Below are 18,472 nucleotides of genomic sequence, written 5' to 3'. Positions count from 1 at the left end.
CGCTGCGCAGGAGGCGTCATGCATGGACCAGTTGGCTATTATCATTCGTCGCGCGACGGAGCGGGATCAGCAGGCAATTCGCGCATTGGTGCATTCTGAGCGCCTGAACCCGAACGGTCTCCATTGGCAGAATTTCCTGGTTGCGGTGACGGGAGGCAGCATCATCGGCGCGGTGCAGATGCGCAAACACACTGACGGCTCGCGCGAACTCGGATCGCTCGTGGTGACCAGGGAGGCGCGCGGTCATGGCATCGCTTCGCGGTTGATCGATGCGCTGTTTGCCGAAGAACGGCAGCCCGTCTGGATGATCACGGCCGAGGCCAATGCCGGCACCTATGCACGTTGGGGCTTTAGACAAATCGAGGCGCGGGCGGCGCCCGTGAAGGTGCGACGCAACCATCTGATGGGAAGCCTGGTGTGCATCCTCTCCTTTTTCATGCGGCGACCGGTGCGACGGCTGGTGATTCTGGAGCGTCGTCCTGCAGGGAAGACTTCGCGAACTTCCGCATCGGATCAACCTCTTCCACTCGCCGTGAGCGGGTTGCAATCAGCAAGATCGTAGGATGCTACGCGACCGCGCGCCGGCCCCAGGCCGCCATCACAACCGGCGCCAGCGTGCTCAGGCGCGGGTCGTCGCATAGCGCCATCGCCTCGTCGATTTCGGACGCCGTCATGCGCCCTGCGGCAATCATCGGCTCGCGCAGCTGCGCCAAGGTGAGCCGCCAGATGCGGCCACCGGCTTCGCCCCCGCGCCACATCGTCGTCCGGCCCTGGCATCCGACCTCCGCGAGACCGGCGTCGGCGAGGTCACCGGCAACGCGGCGGCCGTAGAACGGGTCGAAGCGGTTCTGCGCCGCCAGCAGCGCATGGTGCTCCTGTATGGCGCGTGTGAACAACGCGCTCGCCCCGGGCTCCATCCTGGGATCGGTTCCCGCCGACGCGAAGTCCATCTCCTCGGCGACGATCCAGCCGCCCGGCCTGAGAGCGCCGATCAGCCGCGGCAGCACGGAGCGGGGATCGCCCAGCCACGCCAGGACCAAGCGCAGATGGATGAGATCGAACTCGCCCCTGGGCAGGTCGTCGGTGAGCAGGTCGTGGACGCGAACCTCGAGGTTCGGGTGCGCGAGCTCGCGCAGCACCGTCGTGTCGAGGTCGGTAGCGAGCACGGACCCCTGGGGAGCGACGCGGTGGCACAGCCAAGCGGCAATCGAGCCGCCGCCGGCACCCACCTCCGCGCAGCGCCAGCCCGGCCCCACGCCGCGCGCCTCGAGGCAGCGGATGGTGCCCGGGTCGAACAGCGTCTCAAGGGTCCTCAAACGCTCGCGCTGGGCATCGAGCGCATTCTTGAACGCGTACGTATGCTTGTTTGTCGTCATCGCCGAGGCTCCAGCCGAGCCTATCGCATCGAGCCGGGTGCGTCGACCCGTTCGAGCTCGAGACGGCGAAGCGTGTAGCGAACGCGAACGTCCGTTCAGGGCAGCGAGCCCGGTATTTTACCTTAGCGTGGGAGAAGCAGGGAGACCTTGACCCGAGGCGCGAAAAAGCAACGCAGATACAGATGATTGGTTACGACGTAGGTGCCCTCGCAGATATGGTATTGGTTGTCTTCGGATTCCTGTACGCGGCTGCGTGGGATGTTGAAGCCATGCGGCAGGTAAATGTAGCCGCCGTCGATCCTGGACTGCACCGAAGACCGAGGTATGGCGCGGCAATCGGAACCACCGCAACACTTGAATCTCGTCTGCGGGTCAACCCTGTCTTCGTACCAGTCATGGGCGCTGGCCGATGCTGAGGCGGCGACACACACTGCCGTGACAATGAACCTTCGCATGGCATTCCCCAGGGTACTTGGCATGCGCTGCTCGTTCGAGCGTCTATGTTATACCATTGGCCTCCGACTGACCAACTCAGCTCCAGCAAGCGACACCAGCAACTGAAGGACCGCATTGGGTCGGGTTCGGTCGTTCGCAGTGATTGGGTTTTGACCCTTAGAGCTGAGCCTCGATCGCCGCCTTGTCGACGATCGACCACACCTCGACGATCTTCGCGTCGCGGAATTGGTAGATCACATTCTCCGCGAAGGACACGCGCTTGCCGTTGACGGGGAGGCCGAGGAACATTCCCTTTGGCGTGCAGTCGAAGGCGAGCCGGCTCGCGATATAGGGCGGATCGGAAATCAGCATCTGGATGTTGAAATGAAGGTCCGGGATTTCATCGAAGTCCTGCTCCAGCATGGCGCGATAACCCGATAGGCCGAAGCGCCGGCTATTATGGATCGCGCCGTCATCGACGAATTGTCCAAGCTGCGGCCAGTCCTGCCGGTTCAGGCAGGCGATGTAGGCGCGGTAGATGTCGGCGAGGTCGGTCACGGCGATGGCCCTGTTTTATGCTGCTGCGAAGGTAGCGTCCCGGTGTGAGCTTGGCGACTGTCGAGACTGGCTCGAAAGTCACGGCATGGATCCTAGGGTCTCCGCGACGTCGCTGCGCTCCTGCTCCGCCCTAGGATGACGAAGGGAACATCGTTTCGGCCAATCTTGAACGTCTACGATAGCCATCAGCGGCCGCCGTGGAGATTGCGATTTGCCGACATGTGCGATTGGCTACCTTGCCTTCGTCATCCTAGAGCGGAGCAAGGAGCGAAGCGACGCGGGGCAGACCCTAGGATCCATGCCGTAACAGTGGCCGAAGGGCGCTCTGGTGCAGAACAACACTTGCCTTGGTTAGAAAACCCGCGCCTGAACAATGTCTTACCGCCGCATCTTGAATCAAACTCGGAGGTGAACCATGACCCGCCACGTCACCTTCATGACCATCGACGATGCCCAGCATTATACCGAGCAAGAGCGCGCCGCGATTGTATCCGCCTATCCCGCACATGAGCGCGAGGCGCGCGCCAAGGGCATTCCGGTGCTGGGTTCCGGCCGCATCTTCCCGGTGGCCGAGGACCTGGTCGCCTGCGAGCCGTTCCGGCTGCCGCGCTATTGGCCCAGGCTCGGCGCGCTGGATTTCGGCTGGGACCATCCCTCGGCCGCGGTCGAGCTCGCCTGGGATACGGAGGCCGATGTCGTCTATGTCTCCAAAGCCTGCCGCGCTTCGCAGCAGACGCCAGCCATGCAGGCGCTGACGCTGAAACCGTGGGGCGAATGGCTGCCCTGGGCATGGCCGCGCGACGGCCGTCGCGAAACGCTGGAAGGCGCGGGCGTCGCACTCGCCCGGCAGTATTCGGCGCATGGGCTGAACATGCTGACTCGCCACGCGCAATTCCCCGACGGCTCGGTCTCGGTCGAGGCCGGGCTGATGGAGATGCTGGACCGCATGCAGAGCGGCCGCTTCAAGGTGTTCTCGACGCTTTTGCCCTGGTTCGAGGAGTTCCGGCTCTACCATCGTAAGGACGGCCAGGTGGTGAAGCTGCGCGACGATCTGATGGCGGCGACACGCTATGGCGTGATGATGCTGAGGGAAGCGGTGGTCGACCCGGCGGAGTTCAAGGGCGCGAGGCGGAAGGTGGGGCAGAGCGATCCGCTGGGGGCGTTCAGGTAGCGGCAGAGAACCCATCGCATCGCTTCGTCATCCTCGGGCTTGACCCGAGGATCCATGCCGTGACGGTCGCCGAGGAATGCGGCGGATCAGAATTTTGCAAGGTTGCATCGCTCGCAGGTCACGGCATGGATCCTAGGGTCTGCGCCGCGTCGCTTCGCTCCTTGCTTCGCCCTAGGATGACGAAAACCCCATGCCCGTCCGCATCATCCCAGCCACGCTGCGCGACCTCACCTAATCGTCGCCAGTCTGCGGCCCGAAGCCCGCGCCGAGATCGATTGTCAGTTCGATCAGTGGTCGCCGGCCTTAGCGCCGCTGTCGCAGTCAGGCCCGAACTCCTGTATGTTTAGCGGGCAACAGGGAGGATAAGACCATGCCATTATACCTGACCCGGTTCAGCTACACGCCGGCAACATGGGCGAAGCTCATCAAGAACCCCGAGGACCGCCGAGAAGCGGCGAAGCAGTACATTGAATCGGTTGGCGGAAAGTTGCACGGCTTCTGGTACGCCTTTGGGGAGCATGACGGATACAATCTGTGGGAGGCTCCCGACAATGTGTCGATGGCGGCTACGTCACTCGCGATCGGCGCGGGTGGAGCGCTGAGTTCCGTCCAGACGACCGTCCTCCTGACCGTCGAGGACACGCTTGCAGCACTGCAAAAGGCATCGTCGATCAGATATCGACCGCCAGGAGAACAAGCCTAGGCGCCGACCGAACTAAAGACCATCCCGGCATCAAAACTTTGAAACCGCTGGCAATTTTCTGCCAGTCGAGTGCCGCTCTGGTGCGCTCATGACCCTTCGCATCATCCCCGCAACCTTGCGCGACCTCTCCTACGTCGCCGCCAATCTGCGGCCCGAGGACCGGGCCGAGATCGACTGCCAGTTCGACCAGTGGTCGCCGGCGTTGCTGGCGCTGACGGCGCTGCAGGGCTTGGCCTATGTCGCCGAGCTAAACGGCAATCCGGAGGCCGGCTTCGGCGCCGCCGAACAGCGCGGCGGGCTGTGGATCGCCTGGAGCTGGGGCACGCGCCGCATGAGGCGCTGCGTGCCTGGCATCACCGAGTTCTTTCACACCGTGCTCGGATCGCAAGTGGCGGCGCGGGGCGCCTGGCGGGTCGAGGCGCGGGCGCTGGCCGCAAATGATTTGGCGCTGCGCTGGCTTGGCCGGCTGGGCGCCACGCAACGCTGCCTGCTGCCGGGCTACGGCAAGAACGGCGAAGATTTTTTCCTCTACGACTGGACAAGAGAAGGCTGGAACCATGTGTCTCTTTCAAAAACCACCGGAACTGAAGCCGCTGCCGCCGACGCCGACGATTGCCGACAAGGACGTGCAGGCGCGCGAAGCCGCACTTCGGGCTGAACTCGAACAGCGCCAGGGCACTGCAAGCACGGTGAAAACCGACCTGTCGCCCTCAGACCTGACCGGCCAGCGCCGCGTGCTGCTGGGGGTATGACCATGACCGCGATGAAGCGCAGTTTTCGCAGGCGTGTGTGGGACTGGTGGACCTGGCGCCGGCATGCGCGGGTGGTGAAGAGGCGGGGGTAATCTCCCCCCTTGAGGGGGAGATGTCGCCGAAGGCGACAGAGGGGGTCGGTGCGACGGGACGCGACCTTCTAACTGAAAGAGTGTGTTGGCGCTTCAAGCGAGACGACCCCCTCTAGCCTGCCGGCCATCTCCCCCTCAAGTGGGGAGATCAGCAGCTTCTGCGTTTCGCGTAACAGCCCACGGCAATTCGTCATCTCTCAGTGGGTTGACAATCCGGCCTCAGGCGCCATGCTGCACTGCAACATGGTTATCTCGATGACTACCTCGGAATCCGGCATCACAGATATCAGGTCATCGCGCATCGAATGCCTGGACGGGCTTCGGGCGCTCGCGGCGATCTGGGTGCTTGTCGGGCATTGCCTGCTGCTGACCGGCTGGCACGTTCCCATCCTCGGCGAGCCGGATCTCGGCGTCGACCTGTTCATCATGCTGTCCGGCTTCCTGATGGTGTTCCACTATCAGCTGCGCCAGGACAAGGAGCCGTGGCAAAGGCCGGAAACCTGGCTGAAATTCTGGACGCGGCGCTATTTCAGGATCGCGCCGCTGTTCTACGTCATGCTTTTCCTGGCGCTGGCGCTTGGGCCCTATCTCTACGAGTCGAGGATAATCATCGATGATTTCCTGCTTCGGCCGCACCAGGCGCCCGAGCGCTATCTCGACAGCGGCCTGAAGAACATCGTCGCCCATCTCACCTTCCTGTTCGGCCTGGTGCCGAACCTCGCCTACCGCACGCCGCTGCCCGACTGGAGCCTGGGGCTGGAGATGCAGTTTTATGCCCTGTTCCCGGCCGTCATGCTGCTGGTGCGCAGGCTCGACTGGGTCAGGAGCGCGGTGCTGGTGGCGGCGCTCGGCTGCCTCATCGTGTTTGTCATGGGGCTATTGTCGATCCGTTTTCCGATGCCGTCCTTCCTGGCGCTGAAGATGCAGATTTTTCTGTGCGGCATGCTGTTGGCGGGCATCGTGCATCAAAGCCGGCCGCGGCCGTTCCTTTATCTGGCACTGGCGCTGCTGCTGGCGGCGCTGCCGTTTGGCGGTGAATACGGGCTGGGCAAGCTGCTGATCCGTGAAGCGCTGGTGCTGGGCTTCTTCGCCCTGGTTCTCTACCGCATGCTGCCGGGCATGGCCGGACGCGTGGCGAGGGCGATCGCCGTGACACTCAGCAACCGGTTCTTCCATCTGATGGGCGAGCTGTCCTTCAGCATCTACCTGATCCATCTGCTGGTGTTGCAGCCTGTCGCGGCGTTGGTCATCACCGAGTACGGCCACGACCTGGCGGCGCCGCTGCGCTTCGCCATCGTCGTTGCCGTCGTCCTGCCGACGGTGACCCTGCTGTCCTGGATCACCTACAATCTGATCGAGGTCCCCGGCCAGAAGGCGGGCCGCTTCGTCGTCCAGCGCTTCGGGCGGAAAAATCAGCCGGCGCTGGAGACGACGCCGGCGGAGTAGGCGCGAAGCCGGCGGTGAAGCTGCCGATCTCCCCCCTTGCGGGGGAGATGTCCGGCAGGACAGAGGGGGGTGGGAAGGATCGCCAGCCTTTGATTCAGCCTACTGGACAACTATCCGAGGGTATCTGCGATTGGCTGACAGGTCGGAGGGACAGCACCCCCCTCTGTCCTGCCGGACATCTCCCCCGCAAGGGGGGAGATCGGTAGCTCCGGCCGTCAGCCCAAAAAATGAGGCAAAGCATGAGCGATTCCCGCGCCCACGATATCCTGTCGCGCCAGGCCGAACTGGAGAGCGAGCGCAGCCAGTATGAGGCTGTCTGGGAGGCCATCTCCGAATTCTGCGACCCCGACGCGCCCGATGTCTGGAGCGGCCGCAGGACCGGCGTGGCGGATTCGCAGGCCGAGCGGCAGGAGCGGCGCGGCGCCCGCGTCTACGCCAACACCATCAACTCGGCCGCCAACCGGCTGGCCGCCGGGCTGGAAAGCCTGATCATTCCGCAGTCGGAAAAATGGCACGGCCTGTCGACCGCCGCCATGAATGACGAGGAGACCGACGAGGAAAAGGAATGGGCTGAAGCGCTGCGCGATTTCCTGTTTGCGCTGCGCTATTCCGCCAATTCGAACTTCGTGCCGGCGACGCAAGCCTGCCTGCGCAATGTCGTGCGCTACGGCCCGGCCTATCTCTATGCCGAGGAGGGCTTTGGCGGCACGCTGATCCGCTATGCCTCGATCCCGGTGGTCGAGGGCTATCTCGCGCGCAACCGCTGGGGCCAGGTCGACACGTTCCACCGCCGCTACGAGCGTACGGCCCGCCAGGCGGCGCACCTGCTCGGCTACGAAAGACTGCCGGCGCGGATAAAAATGCTGGTCGACGATCCGGCCAAATGCGAGACGAAGATCTCGCTGATCCAGTGCATCCAGCCGCGCGACGAGCGCAAGATGTATCGGCTGGGCGGAAGCTACCAGTATCTCGACACGGCGTTTGCCTCCTACCACGTCATCGAGGACGAGGAGGTGATGGTCAGGGAAAGCGGTTTCCGCTCGTTCCCGGTGTCGTGCTTCAACTGGCGCCGCTACGAGGGCGACCCCTACGGCATCTCGCCGACCATCGAGGCGCTGACCACCGTGCGCGAGGAAAACGCCGTGCGCCGCTCGGGCCTGCGCGCCTTGCAGCAGGTCACCGATCCGGCCACCGCCTCGAAGGCCAGGCTCGACTATGTGCCGGTGCTCAATCCCGGCGAGAACTATCCCGGCCTGATCGACGACAATGGCAGGCCCCTGATTGCGCCGATCGTGACCGGGCAGAACCCGACCTATGCCTTCAACTACGCGGCGAGCCGGGCCGAGGAAATCCGTGACATGATGTTCGTCAATTTGTTCCAGACGCTGGTGCAGAACCCGCAGATGACGGCGACCGAAGCCTTGATCAGGCAGGAGGAGAAGGGCGCGCTGCTCGGTCCCTCGGGCTCGATCATCCAGGCGGGTTTTGCTTCGAACCTCGACCGCGAGCTCGGCATTTTGGAGGATAAGGGGCTGTACGACGAGGACAGCCGCTTCCTGCCGCCGGCGAGCCTGGCCGGCAAGGCGGTGCGGCCGACATTCACCGGTCCGCTCGACGTGCTGCGCCGCTCGGCCGAAGCCCGCGACACCATCCAGGTCGTCACCACCGCCATGCAGATGGCGCAGTTCGATCCCGGCGTCATGGACAACATCGACGGCGACGAGGCGCTCAAGATCGTGCAGAGCGCCGGCCGCAGCCCGCAACGGATCTTTCGCCGCAAGGAGGAAGTCGACGGTCTGCGCGATGCGAGAGCCAAAGCTCAACAGGCGCAAGCCGGCATGGCGGCGATCGCCACCGCCGGCAAGGTCGCCAAGGACGCCGTGCCGGCCGCCGTGCAGGCGCGCGACAGCGGGTTGCTGGATAGTTTGCAGGGGTTGATCGGCGGTCAGGGCGGGCAGCCGGGCGGACAGGGTGGCGGGCAGGGTGCGCCGGTTGGCGCACAGGCCGCGCCCGGCACTCAGGGGGGTGGCGCATGAGCGGCAAACGCTTCGCCCACTCCAGCCAGGCCGGCGGTCCGGTCAAGGCGCGCGACGCGCTGACCAAGGCCTGTCTCAGGGTGTTCTCGGGTCAGGACGGCGAAATGGTGCTGGCCGACCTCACCGCCGCCACCGGCTACTACCGCCGCCCGTCCTATGGCGAGTGGCTGGCCAAGACCAAAACGCCGAACGGCTTCGAACTGCACAGCGCGCTGAGCAATGCGCGGGCCGAAGTGGTGCAGCACATTATGGGGTTTCTGACGCTGGACGAGGCACAGCTAGCGGCGCTGGAGAAGGCGGCGAGGGCAGAGGAGCGGTGAGGGCTTGAAGCTGCCAATCTCCCCCTCGTGGGGGAGATGGCCGGCAGGCCAGAGGGGGGGCGCTGTCCCGCCGCCGGTTCAACGGCCAGATCGCGCAGGCGGAAGACGAGGTGACGGCCAACGCGCGGCCGATGGCAGTGGCCTGCATGAGGCCATGTACGGCCAGGTCGACCCGCGCACCGGCCGGCTGGTCAAATCAGGCCTGTTCGACGCTGCAGGGACTTGTCCGCCAGTCCTTGGATGTGCATGAAATCAAGCCAGTGAAGTTTGGCGGGAGTCCGACCGATGCGTCCAACAAGGTCATTCTGCCCCGCGAAGTTCATCGGCAGCAGATTACGACCTGGTGGAACAAATTGCTGAAAGACATCGGAGAATAGCAGTGGGATATAGTTTAACTGAGGGAGATCTCGATAAACCGGCTGAAGCCGCGCTTGTCGATGGCCTGTCCGCAAACCTGGGAGTGACGCTGCCCAAGGATTACACCAATTTCCTTAAGGAGCATGATGGAGGGGAAGGCTTCATCGGCGACAGCTATATAGTTCTTTTCAAAGCTGAAGAATTGGCCGACTTCAATCGAGAATATGAAGTCGAAAAATATGCACCAGGCATCCTCCTGTTCGCATCGAACGGAGGAGGTGAAGGCTATGGCTGAAGATCCAGCCACGCCAATCGTACGCGTCCCATTCATAGGTATGAATCGGCAATCCGCCGAGACAATAGCGCGAGACCTAGCCGATCTATTTGCTACGCTGGAGGACTTGAAATGAGCGTACAAGATACAGCTTCTCGCTCCAAGGGCATGGAACTGTTCGAGATCAAACCGATTGCGGTTGGCGGCGATCCAGTTAGTTTGGAGAACAAGATCTGGTTGACCAGACAAGAGCATTTTGAAGTGGTGCGCTTCTGGAATCGAACTATCGAAATTCAGCGTAAGGCGGCACTGGAAAAGGCGGGACGAAACGGGGAATAGGGTGCAAGGAGCACTGATCTTGCGGAGGCCATGACGCCTCAGACGGGCAAAGAACCAAAAGATCGCCCGCCACCACAATGTGACGCTCACGCCTCAGCAATTTGCCGAGATGTTCGTGGACAACAATTTCGCGGATTGAGGGCGCCTCCGATTGGCGTCGATGTGATGCTGGGCACCCTACGGCGCCCTCCTCTGTCCTGCCGGACATCTCCCCCACGAGGGGGGAGATTGGCAGTTCCGCGGCCGCAGTCTCAATAATCGTTGTTGTAGTACCGGTCGTCGCAGGGGGCGGTGTAGATGCGGCCGTAGCGGTCCCGGTAGCGGCAGAGCTCTTCGCCGCGCCGCTGCGGCGTGGTCGCGCTGCCCACGGCCGCACCCAGCAGGGCGCCGCCGGCTGCGCCGATAAGCGTGCTTTCGGTGTTGCCGCCAATGGCCTGGCCGACGAGAGCGCCGCCCGCGCCGCCGACCAGGGCGCCCGTGGTGGCTCTCTGCTGGCCTTCGGTCTGCGCACACCCTGCCAGCGCGGCAGTCATGAGCACGGCGGCAATGGCTTTCTTCAGGTTCATGTGAGGTCTCCTCTTAAGCCCTGAGATTATGTTGCGGATCAATGGGTTGGCAAGTGCGGTTGCAATGCGGCGGAACATGGGCACCGCGCCTCACGATATAAGACATGGTTTCTCCGGTCTTGAAGATGATGGTCTATAAACCGGAAAGACCGTGCGCGAACAGCACGATAACGCCTCGATTTGAATCTGGTTGCGAGCGCCTTTCACCGTTCGTCGTTCGGAAAGCCAGGCAATTGGCTTCCCGCGCGCTGTGCGCACCACTTCTCACCCCCATGAATGGAGATACCCAATGACCCGAGGTCTTCCCCGGACGCTTTCCCGTGCCGCCGCCCGCGAGGCCGGACTTGCCCCGCCCAAGTCCGGGCTGAAAGCCGTCACCACAGGGCAGGGCGGTTCTTGGCGCACTGTCCTTTCCCTCAACGCCATGCAGGTGCCGGTCACCGATGCGCTGGCCTATGCCAGCCAGAAGCTCTTCGATTTCGCCGACGGCAAGGTGCGCATCAAGGGCGGCACGGCCAGGCTGCAGTTCGCCGTGCTGACCACCCGCGCGTCGACCATCAATGACAATGCCGCACTCACCTGGTCGCTCGGCTCCGCCGCCGCGTCGAGTGCGACGCTGGCCGGCACCATGGTCAATGTGCTGGCCTCGACCGGCCGCACGCTGGACGGCGCCGGCGCTGCTTTGTCGACCGCTTCGACCGCCGATATCGCCGCTGCCGCGACGCTCGACGGCTCGACGACGCCGGTCGACCTCTATCTCAACCTCGCCTTTGCGACCGGCACCGACATCGACGCCGACGGGACGTTGGCCGTGACGGGAACGATCACGCTGCTGTGGGAGAACTGGGGGGATAATGCGTAGCGTCTAATCTCCCCCCTCGAGGGGGAGATGTCGCCGAAGGCGACAGAGGGGGTCGGTGCGACGGGGCGCGACCTCCAGCGACAGACGAGGTCGGCGCTTTACGCGCTGGTACCCCCTCTGTCCTGCCGGACATCTCCCCCTTAAGGGGCCTGTTGCGTTACTAGGGTGGGAGGGCAAGAGGAGAAGTAAGGGCCAATTCGGAGTGCCCTTCGGCGCGGGCCTGTCGCCGGATGGGTTAGGGTTTGGCGTGTTGGGCGGATTTCGGGCGCAGTGCGGCCCTGGATCAGGTCGCCAGCGTCACCCAGCGGCGCATGTTGAAGGCCATGACGGCGATGAGAACCTGCCCAGCCGCCTTGGCCAAGCCGCGATAGCGGATGGCGCGAAGCCGCATGCGGTTCTTCCATGTGGCAAAGGTGGTCTCGACAGCGAAACGCTGCCGCGCGATCAGCCGGTTGAAGCGCTGCAGGCGCGCCGGCAATTGCGGATGATGCTTGTTGGCCCGCCGCATCAGCCGCGGCTTGATCCCACGCTCCTTCAGCGACAACTCGCGCGCCTTGGTATGATAGGCCGCATCCGCCAACACCGCGCCTTCGTCGCCACAGATGAGATGGTCTGCTTCCACCGTGTCGTTGACGTTGGCCGCCGTCGTCCTCACCCGGCGGATCAGGCCGGACCCCTGGTCGACGCCGACATGCGCCTTGTAGCCATAGGAGGAGCCAGGCTTGCCCTGCCGGCGCGTGAAGCCGGCATCGGGATCGCCAGCCTCTTGCGCCGCTCCACTGGGCGGCCGTGCCGCTGCCGTCTCGATAACGGTGGCGTCGAGCATCGTGCCGCGCCGCAGGATCAGCCCCGCCTTGTCCAGCTGATGGTCCAGTTCGCCGAACAGCTTCTCCAGAAGCCCGGCCTCGACGAGAAGATTGCGAAAGCGGTTGAGCGTGGTGTGGTCGGGCACCGTCTCCTCGAGCGTCAGGCCGACGAAGCGCCGAAACGACAGCCGATCGGCGAGCGCCTCCTCCAACTCGCTGTCCGACAGCCCGTACAAGGACTGCAGAAGCAGTGCCTTGAACATCACCAGCGAACTGTAGGCAGGACGGCCCGGGCCGCCGGGCGAGCGCAGCCGCGCCAGGATCTTCTCGAAGCGATACCACTTCACAAGCGACGACAGCCGGTCCAGCCGCCCGCTCCGACCAAGACCCTGCGGAAGCAGAGCCTCCACAAAACTGAACTGCCCGCTCGGCTTCGTCGTCATCGAACGATCCTCCTGTCAAAAACAGGGAATCACAACCAGCCAATTTTGCAACAGGCCCTTAAGGGGGGAGATTTCAAGCCTCGCCGCCGGCCCTCATCGCCAGCTTTTGATATCAACAAAGGAATCCACTCATGACAGATCTGGCAGACGCCGGGTCCGTGGCTGCGCACATGCAGCCGGCGGGCAACCTTGCACGGCCTCCGGCCAACGGGGACAACGGGTCCACCCCGCCGGCCGGCAAAAGTTGGTTTGACGGTCTTTCCGAAGGCAACCGCAAGCTCGCTGAAGCGAAGGGCTGGACCAAGGCCGAAAACCTCGATCGGGTTTTCACCTCCTATGCGGAGCTGGAGCGGCAGCAGGGTGAGAGCCTGCGCGTTCCCTCAGCTGACGCATCTCGGGAAGACTGGGACAGGTTCCATGCCCGGCTGCCCGAGACCATGCGTCCGCTGACATTGCCCGAAAAGGTCGAGTACAGGCGCCCCGACGGGTTGCCCGAGAACTTCGCCTATTCGGATGAGCTCGCCAACGCGTCCAAGGCGTGGGCGGTCGAAGCCGGCGCTACCCCCAAAGTGGCGCAGGCCTATCACGACCGCTTCGTCGGCTACATGGCCGAGCAGGCCGCGCGCCAGGAGATCGCGCTTGCCCGCTCGGTCGAGGCCACGCACGACGATCTTGTGAAGGATTGGGGACCGACCGACAGCGATGGCTTTCGCCAGCGACTGGAGGTCGCCAACCGGGCGATGAAGAAGCTTGGCCTGGTCGATGCCTACAAGGCGAAGGGTATCCTTCTGCCGGATGGGGCGCTGACCGATCCGCAGATCGCCAAGGCGTTCCATGCCATCGGCGAAGCGATGTTCCGCGAAGACACGATCGACGGCGGCACGGCCTTGAGTGGAGGCAATCCCTTCAAGCGCAACGCCGCCGGCGAACGCAACATTTCGGCGATTTCAGCCCTTGTCAAAAGCGACCCCGCCCGCGCCCGGCGGCTCGCGTGGGAAGCGGGCGAAAATCCGGATCTCTGGATGCCCAACAACCCGCTCTGATCTCGACGCATCAGCCGTCAATCAACCAACCTGAAGGAAGACAGAAATGGCAGACGCCTATACCCGCATCGCGGACGCGATCGTTCCGTCCGTCTATGCGCAATACTCGTTCGAGGAGCATGTCCAGTCGCTCGAGATCTACCAGGCCGGAATCCTCTTCTCCGACCCGGCCATCGCTTCGAAACTCTCCATGGGTGGCCGCTCCGTTGACATGCCCGGCTGGAAGGATCTCGGCAACGATCCGTCCGAGCCGGTCAATGACGATCCGGCAGACTCGATCGAGATGAAGAAGATCGGCTCGCGCCGCGAGGTCGCCGCCCGCAATGTCCGCGCCCAGGCGTGGGGCGTTCCGGACCTGACTTCGATCCTTGCCGGCGACGACCCGCAGAAGCTCATTGTCCGCCGCCAGACCGAATACTGGCAGCGCGCCAACAAGCTGACGCTGCTCGGCATCCTGAAAGGGGTGCTGGCCGACAACATCGCCAATGATGCCGGCGACCTCGTCCGCGTCACCGGTGCCTCCATCGTCGACACCGACATCATCGAAGCCGCCTACCTGATGGGCGACCGCGCGGACAAGTTCAAGACGATCTGGATGCACTCCAAGCAGATGAAGGCGCTGAAGCTCGCCGACCTCATCGACTATGTGCCGTCCTCGCAGCAGGGCGGGCCGCTGATCCCCTACTACATGGGTCTGCGCGCCGTCATCGACGACGACATTCCGCAGGCTGCGGGCGTCTACACCGCCTTCATGTTCAAGGACAAGGCGATCCTGTGGAACGAACTGCCGGTCAACACCGAAGGCGGGCCGCTGGAGTTCGACCGCAAGCCGCGCCAGGGCCATGGCGGTGGCGTCACCGAAATGGTCGGACGCCGGCATTTCGTGCCGCATGTGCCGGGCACCCGCTTCCTCGACGCATCTTCGGCCGGCGAATTCGCCACAGATGCGGAACTGGCGCTGGCGGCGAACTGGGACCGCACGGCCTCCAGCGTCAAGAACATGACGTTCATCGCGCTGAAGACCACCGAAGCCTGACGAGGCTGAGGCCAAAGGGGCGGGGGCGACAAGCTCCCGCCCGGTTGGCGCCGGGCGTCCATTCCGCTCAGCCCGAAAGCAAAGAAATGCCTGTAACGAAAGAGCGGCTGGCTATGTTGCCTTTTTCACAGTCAACGACACGAATTTGTTACACAAAAGAGCGACGCTGATGTGTATGGGCAGGGAGGCAACGGTGAATATGACTTACAAGGCAGTTCAGGAAACGCTCCGGGCGGCGGGAATTGTTATCAGCAAAAAGGGCGAGACCCATCGCATTAATTTCTTCAGCGGCCTCGAAGACACCGCGCATTACACGACAAGTCTTCAAGACGCTCTGGACAAGGGTCTGGCCATGGCGAAACCGCAACGTCCACAACCCAGTCTGCAACGTCCACGACCCGGTCTGCGGGTTGCGAACTGGTCCTGATCCGATACCGCCTGTAGCTGTAAAGGCCAGACCTTCGTCAAAGGCCTAATCTTCGTCGCACCGAAGACCGTCGATACCTAAGCGGGTGAGATGCACCCGCTCTGTCCTGCCGGCCCCTGAGCGAACGCGACTTTGCTCTGAGCCGATTTGCTCCATCCACCATCCCCAGAAATCCCAGCCGCCTCACAGCGGCTTTTTGTCGTGGAGGCTACCCATGCCTTTTGCCCGATCCACCACGCTGACGGAGGCCTGATGCCATGGCCATCACCCCGCTCGACATCGCCAACATGGCGCTCGCCGTGCTCGACGAGGCGCCGATCGACAGCCTCGACCAGGACGTCAAGGCGGCGCGCCTGCTCAACCTGCATTTCGACCTCGCGCGGGAAGCCGAACTCACCAAGCACGCCTGGGTGTTCGCCATCCTGTCGGCCAGCGTTCCCGGCGCCGATACCGGCAGCGGCGATTGCACCTTGAATTTTGCCTTTGAATTGCCTGCCGATTGCCTGCGGCCGCTGCCGCTGACCCACAATGGCGAGCCGGACGGTGTTGCGATCTCCTGGCGGCAGGAGGCCGGGCTGATCTATTCGGATCAACCCGGTCCGCGCCTCATCCGCTACGTCGCCAATCTGACCGATCCGAACGACTGGGACGCGCTGTTCACCGAGGTGCTGGTGGCCGCACTCGCCATCAAGATCGCGCATCCGCTGACCCACAAGTCCGGCATGATCGACATCGCCCGCTCGGCCTATGACCGGGCGCTCGACGCGGCCTTCACCGCACAAGCCATCCAGCGCGGCGGCCGCTTCTACACCGCGTCCTGGGCGCAGCAGCGCGGCGACTTCCGTTTTTGATTTTTCGCATCTCGTTGTCCCAAACCGCTTCACACCCTCGGGTCGAGCCCGTGGGCATGCTTTTGGCCGACATGTTTTGAGGGTTTTGCGCTGATGACCACGCTCTATCCGGTCCAGGACCACTTCACCCGTGGCGAGATCTCGCCACGGCTGCACGCACGGGCCTCGCTCGATCTCTATCGGGCAGCGCTTTCCAAATGCGAAAACTTCGTCACGCTGCCGCATGGCGGCATCCGCAAGCGCGGCGGCACCTATTTCGTCGGCGAGGTGAAGGCGTCGCAGAAGAAGACGCGCGCCATCCCGTTCATCTTCTCCTCCGAGCAGGCCTACTGCCTAGAGTTCGGCGACCTCTATATCCGCGTCTATGCCTATGGCGCCCGCGTCGGCACGGTGGAGGTCGCTTCACCCTATCTGGAGGCTGACCTGTTCGATCTCGCCTATGTGCAGTCGGCCGACCAGATGTGGATCACCCATCGCAACTATCCGCCCAGGGTGCTGACCCGCACCGCGCACACCACATGGACGCTGGACGACTATCCGTTCGAGGACGGTCCCTACGACGATCTCAACGACACGGCCACGACGCTGACGCCGGCAGACTATGGTTCGCTTACTCCCATCATGACCTCCAACACGGCCCCATCCGGCACGGTGTCGAGCTCTTGGGGCGGCGCTGGAGCGTGGCAGATATTCGACAAGGACGACGCGACCGGGGACGGCGATTCCGGCGCAACAACGGGGTATGTGCAGTACCGATTGGCCGGTGGCGGCCAAGCCATCGTCGAAAACTATTCCATGACGGCATCGAACACGGTCAGCGTCGACCGTACACCGACAAGCTGGCAGGTGCAGGGCTCCAACAATGGCTCGACGTGGACAACGCTGGATACCCAGCGCGGTCAAACAGGATGGACCTCCGGCGAAACCCGATATTTTGAGTTCTACAACAAGACGCCATTTGAATATCACCGGTTCCTTTGGAACGGCACGGACGGGACGGTAGTCGCCAGCCTGATCTACGACCTCGCGTTCAACAAGGCGGCTGCAAGCCAGACGCCGTTCAACCTGACAGCGTCCTCGACAACTGGCATAAACGGCGGGACCGGGTTCCAGACTACGGACGTTGGCCGCGCCGTGCGCTTGCTCGGATCGGATGGCCGCTGGCGCTGGGCGAAGATCATGACGCGGACCAGCACGACTGTCGTCACGGTCCAACTCTATGGCTTCGCTCTGCCCGATCTCAGCCCGATCACCCGCTGGCGCCTCGGCACCTTCGTTCCGGGCAAATATGTCGAGAGCGGTTCACTCTATGAGGAACGCCTGGCCTTCAGTCGCAAGTTCTCGGTCTATGCTTCCGCGACCGGCGATTTCGACAATTTCGCGCTGGGCGAGAAGGACGATGACGCACTGGAATTCGTCCAGGCCGGCGGCGGCCAGGCCAACGACATCGTCTGGATCGCCGATTCCGACGGCGCGCTGCTGATCGGCACCTCCGGCGGCATAAGGGCACTGTCGGGTTCGGGCATCGACGAGGCGCTGACGCCGTCCTCGTTCAAGAACCGGCGCTCGCGCACTTTCGGCTGCGCCCGCATCCGCCCGGTCGATGCCGGGCAATCGTTCCTCTATGTCACCCGCTCGCGCAAATCGATCGCCGAGCTGACGCAGACTTCGGCAGCCAAGTTCACATCCGACGACATCGGCCAGATCTCCGAGCACATCCCCAAGCAAGGCGTCGTCGAGCTGGCGTTCCAGACCGATCCCGACCCGATGCTGTGGTTTCCGCTCGAAAATGGTGAGCTCGGCGGCTACACGCACCAGCCCTCTCAGGACGTGCGCGGCATGCACCGGCATCGGTTCGGCGGTTCGTTCTCCGGCTCGGCCCCTGACTCCAATTGGGGCATCGTCGAAAGCGCTGTCGTGACGCCGGGACAGAACGGCGTCGACGACATCTGGCTGGTCGTCAAGCGCAGCATCGGCGGGGTGACCAGGCGCTACATCGAGATCATGACGCCGCCGTTCGAGTATGGCAGCCTCGACGACGCTTTCCAGGTCGATTGCGGGCTGAGCTATTCTGGCGCAGCCGTCAACGTCGTCTCCGGCCTCGGCCATCTCAACGGCCAGTCGGTCGACGTGCTGGCTGGCGGCAAGGTCTATCACGGTCTGCCTGTCGCGTCCGGCCAGGTGACGCTGCCGGGTGGCGCCACCGCGGCCAAATGGCAGGTCGGGCTCGGCTACCAGTCCGAGGCCAACACGCTGGAGCTCGATGTCGGCGGCCGCGACGGCTCGATCGTCGGCCGCCGCAAGAAGGTGGCCAAAGTCATCCTGTCGCTGCTCGAAACCGACACCACCGGGCTCGAAGTGCAGTCCTTCATCCGCGGCCGCTGGGAGAGCGTGCGCATGCCGAGCATCGTCGCCCCCGACGGCAAGGCCAGCCTGTTCACCGGCAATGTCGAGGTGCCTATCGACGACAGCTGGGAAGGCCAAGGCCGGGTGAAGATCCGCCACGTCAATCCGACGCCGTGCACGATCCGCGCGTTCACGCCGGTGTTCGATGCCGAGCCGTAGATAATCTCCCCCCT

Annotated in this window: 19 protein-coding genes and 1 pseudogene; 16 read left to right on the top strand and 4 right to left on the bottom strand. The window is 63.6% G+C overall.

Annotation, left to right across the window (positions count from 1 at the left end; translation table 11 throughout):
• Positions 1–22 precede the first annotated feature (22 nt).
• Positions 23–562 (top strand): GNAT family N-acetyltransferase, encoded by a 540-nt coding sequence (locus LHFGNBLO_RS27280; protein WP_258602382.1) that lies wholly within the window; start codon positions 23–25, stop codon positions 560–562.
• A gap of 4 nt (positions 563–566) precedes the next feature.
• Here the strand turns inward: LHFGNBLO_RS27280 and LHFGNBLO_RS27275 are convergent, their stop codons facing one another.
• Positions 567–1,376, bottom strand: coding sequence for a methyltransferase (locus tag LHFGNBLO_RS27275; protein WP_258602381.1), 810 nt, complete (start codon positions 1,374–1,376; stop codon positions 567–569).
• Positions 1,377–1,988: 612 nt separating this feature from the next.
• Positions 1,989–2,375, bottom strand: a complete 387-nt coding sequence (locus tag LHFGNBLO_RS27270) for an ester cyclase (RefSeq protein WP_258609920.1) — start codon at positions 2,373–2,375, stop codon at positions 1,989–1,991.
• Between the two features lie 409 nt (positions 2,376–2,784).
• Between LHFGNBLO_RS27270 and LHFGNBLO_RS27265 the strand changes: the two genes are divergently transcribed.
• From LHFGNBLO_RS27265 to LHFGNBLO_RS27225, 9 genes are all read left to right on the top strand, one after another.
• The gene (locus LHFGNBLO_RS27265; RefSeq protein WP_258602380.1) at positions 2,785–3,540 is read left to right on the top strand and encodes a terminase large subunit domain-containing protein; all 756 of its coding nucleotides are present in this window, start codon (positions 2,785–2,787) and stop codon (positions 3,538–3,540) included.
• A gap of 370 nt (positions 3,541–3,910) precedes the next feature.
• Positions 3,911–4,243, top strand: a complete 333-nt coding sequence (locus tag LHFGNBLO_RS27260) for a GYD domain-containing protein (RefSeq protein WP_258602379.1) — start codon at positions 3,911–3,913, stop codon at positions 4,241–4,243.
• Between the two features lie 88 nt (positions 4,244–4,331).
• On the top strand, positions 4,332–4,901 hold the full coding sequence (locus tag LHFGNBLO_RS27255; protein ID WP_258602378.1) for a hypothetical protein: 570 nt from the start codon (positions 4,332–4,334) through the stop codon (positions 4,899–4,901).
• A gap of 441 nt (positions 4,902–5,342) precedes the next feature.
• Positions 5,343–6,533: an acyltransferase family protein gene (locus LHFGNBLO_RS27250; protein ID WP_258602377.1), complete on the top strand. Its 1,191-nt coding sequence runs from the start codon at positions 5,343–5,345 to the stop codon at positions 6,531–6,533.
• A gap of 239 nt (positions 6,534–6,772) precedes the next feature.
• Positions 6,773–8,569 carry a portal protein gene (locus tag LHFGNBLO_RS27245; protein WP_258602376.1) on the top strand — a complete coding sequence of 599 codons (1,797 nt, stop codon included), beginning with the start codon at positions 6,773–6,775 and terminating at the stop codon, positions 8,567–8,569.
• Positions 8,566–8,889 (top strand): hypothetical protein, encoded by a 324-nt coding sequence (locus tag LHFGNBLO_RS27240; protein WP_258602375.1) that lies wholly within the window; start codon positions 8,566–8,568, stop codon positions 8,887–8,889. Before LHFGNBLO_RS27245 ends, LHFGNBLO_RS27240 begins: the two co-directional genes overlap by 4 nt.
• Positions 8,890–8,999: 110 nt before the next feature.
• Entirely contained in the window at positions 9,000–9,266 is a 267-nt protein-coding gene (locus LHFGNBLO_RS27235; RefSeq protein WP_258602374.1) for a hypothetical protein, read from the top strand.
• 2 nt (positions 9,267–9,268) lie between these two features.
• Positions 9,269–9,541 carry an SMI1/KNR4 family protein gene (locus LHFGNBLO_RS27230; protein WP_258602373.1) on the top strand — a complete coding sequence of 91 codons (273 nt, stop codon included), beginning with the start codon at positions 9,269–9,271 and terminating at the stop codon, positions 9,539–9,541.
• Positions 9,542–9,652: 111 nt separating this feature from the next.
• Positions 9,653–9,859: a hypothetical protein gene (locus LHFGNBLO_RS27225; RefSeq protein WP_258602372.1), complete on the top strand. Its 207-nt coding sequence runs from the start codon at positions 9,653–9,655 to the stop codon at positions 9,857–9,859.
• A gap of 251 nt (positions 9,860–10,110) precedes the next feature.
• Here LHFGNBLO_RS27225 and LHFGNBLO_RS27220 read toward each other — a convergent pair whose 3' ends face one another.
• Positions 10,111–10,425 carry a YMGG-like glycine zipper-containing protein gene (locus tag LHFGNBLO_RS27220; RefSeq protein WP_258602371.1) on the bottom strand — a complete coding sequence of 105 codons (315 nt, stop codon included), beginning with the start codon at positions 10,423–10,425 and terminating at the stop codon, positions 10,111–10,113.
• 289 nt (positions 10,426–10,714) lie between these two features.
• On the opposite strand from LHFGNBLO_RS27220, the gene LHFGNBLO_RS27215 reads away from it, so the two are divergent.
• The gene (locus tag LHFGNBLO_RS27215) at positions 10,715–11,287 is read left to right on the top strand and encodes a hypothetical protein (protein WP_258602370.1); all 573 of its coding nucleotides are present in this window, start codon (positions 10,715–10,717) and stop codon (positions 11,285–11,287) included.
• A gap of 264 nt (positions 11,288–11,551) precedes the next feature.
• Here LHFGNBLO_RS27215 and LHFGNBLO_RS27210 read toward each other — a convergent pair.
• Positions 11,552–12,536 (bottom strand): annotated as a pseudogene (locus LHFGNBLO_RS27210) (IS5 family transposase); the annotation flags it as partial.
• Between the two features lie 131 nt (positions 12,537–12,667).
• Between LHFGNBLO_RS27210 and LHFGNBLO_RS27205 the strand changes: the two are divergent.
• The 5 genes from LHFGNBLO_RS27205 (at position 12,668) to LHFGNBLO_RS27185 (ending at position 18,458) form a co-directional block, all read left to right on the top strand.
• Positions 12,668–13,579, top strand: a complete 912-nt coding sequence (locus LHFGNBLO_RS27205) for a hypothetical protein (protein WP_258602368.1) — start codon at positions 12,668–12,670, stop codon at positions 13,577–13,579.
• Between the two features lie 46 nt (positions 13,580–13,625).
• Positions 13,626–14,615, top strand: coding sequence for a Coat protein (locus tag LHFGNBLO_RS27200; protein ID WP_258602367.1), 990 nt, complete (start codon positions 13,626–13,628; stop codon positions 14,613–14,615).
• 199 nt (positions 14,616–14,814) lie between these two features.
• Positions 14,815–15,042, top strand: a complete 228-nt coding sequence (locus LHFGNBLO_RS27195) for a hypothetical protein (RefSeq protein ID WP_258609919.1) — start codon at positions 14,815–14,817, stop codon at positions 15,040–15,042.
• 257 nt (positions 15,043–15,299) lie between these two features.
• Entirely contained in the window at positions 15,300–15,893 is a 594-nt protein-coding gene (locus tag LHFGNBLO_RS27190) for a hypothetical protein (RefSeq protein WP_258602366.1), read from the top strand.
• Positions 15,894–15,986: 93 nt separating this feature from the next.
• Positions 15,987–18,458, top strand: coding sequence for a hypothetical protein (locus tag LHFGNBLO_RS27185; protein ID WP_258602365.1), 2,472 nt, complete (start codon positions 15,987–15,989; stop codon positions 18,456–18,458).
• The last annotated feature ends 14 nt before the right edge of the window (positions 18,459–18,472 follow it).

Source organism: Mesorhizobium sp. AR10, assembly GCF_024746795.1.
GTDB lineage: Bacteria > Pseudomonadota > Alphaproteobacteria > Rhizobiales > Rhizobiaceae > Mesorhizobium.
Note: the sequence above shows the minus strand (reverse complement) of the source record. Positions and strands in the feature narration are given on the sequence as shown.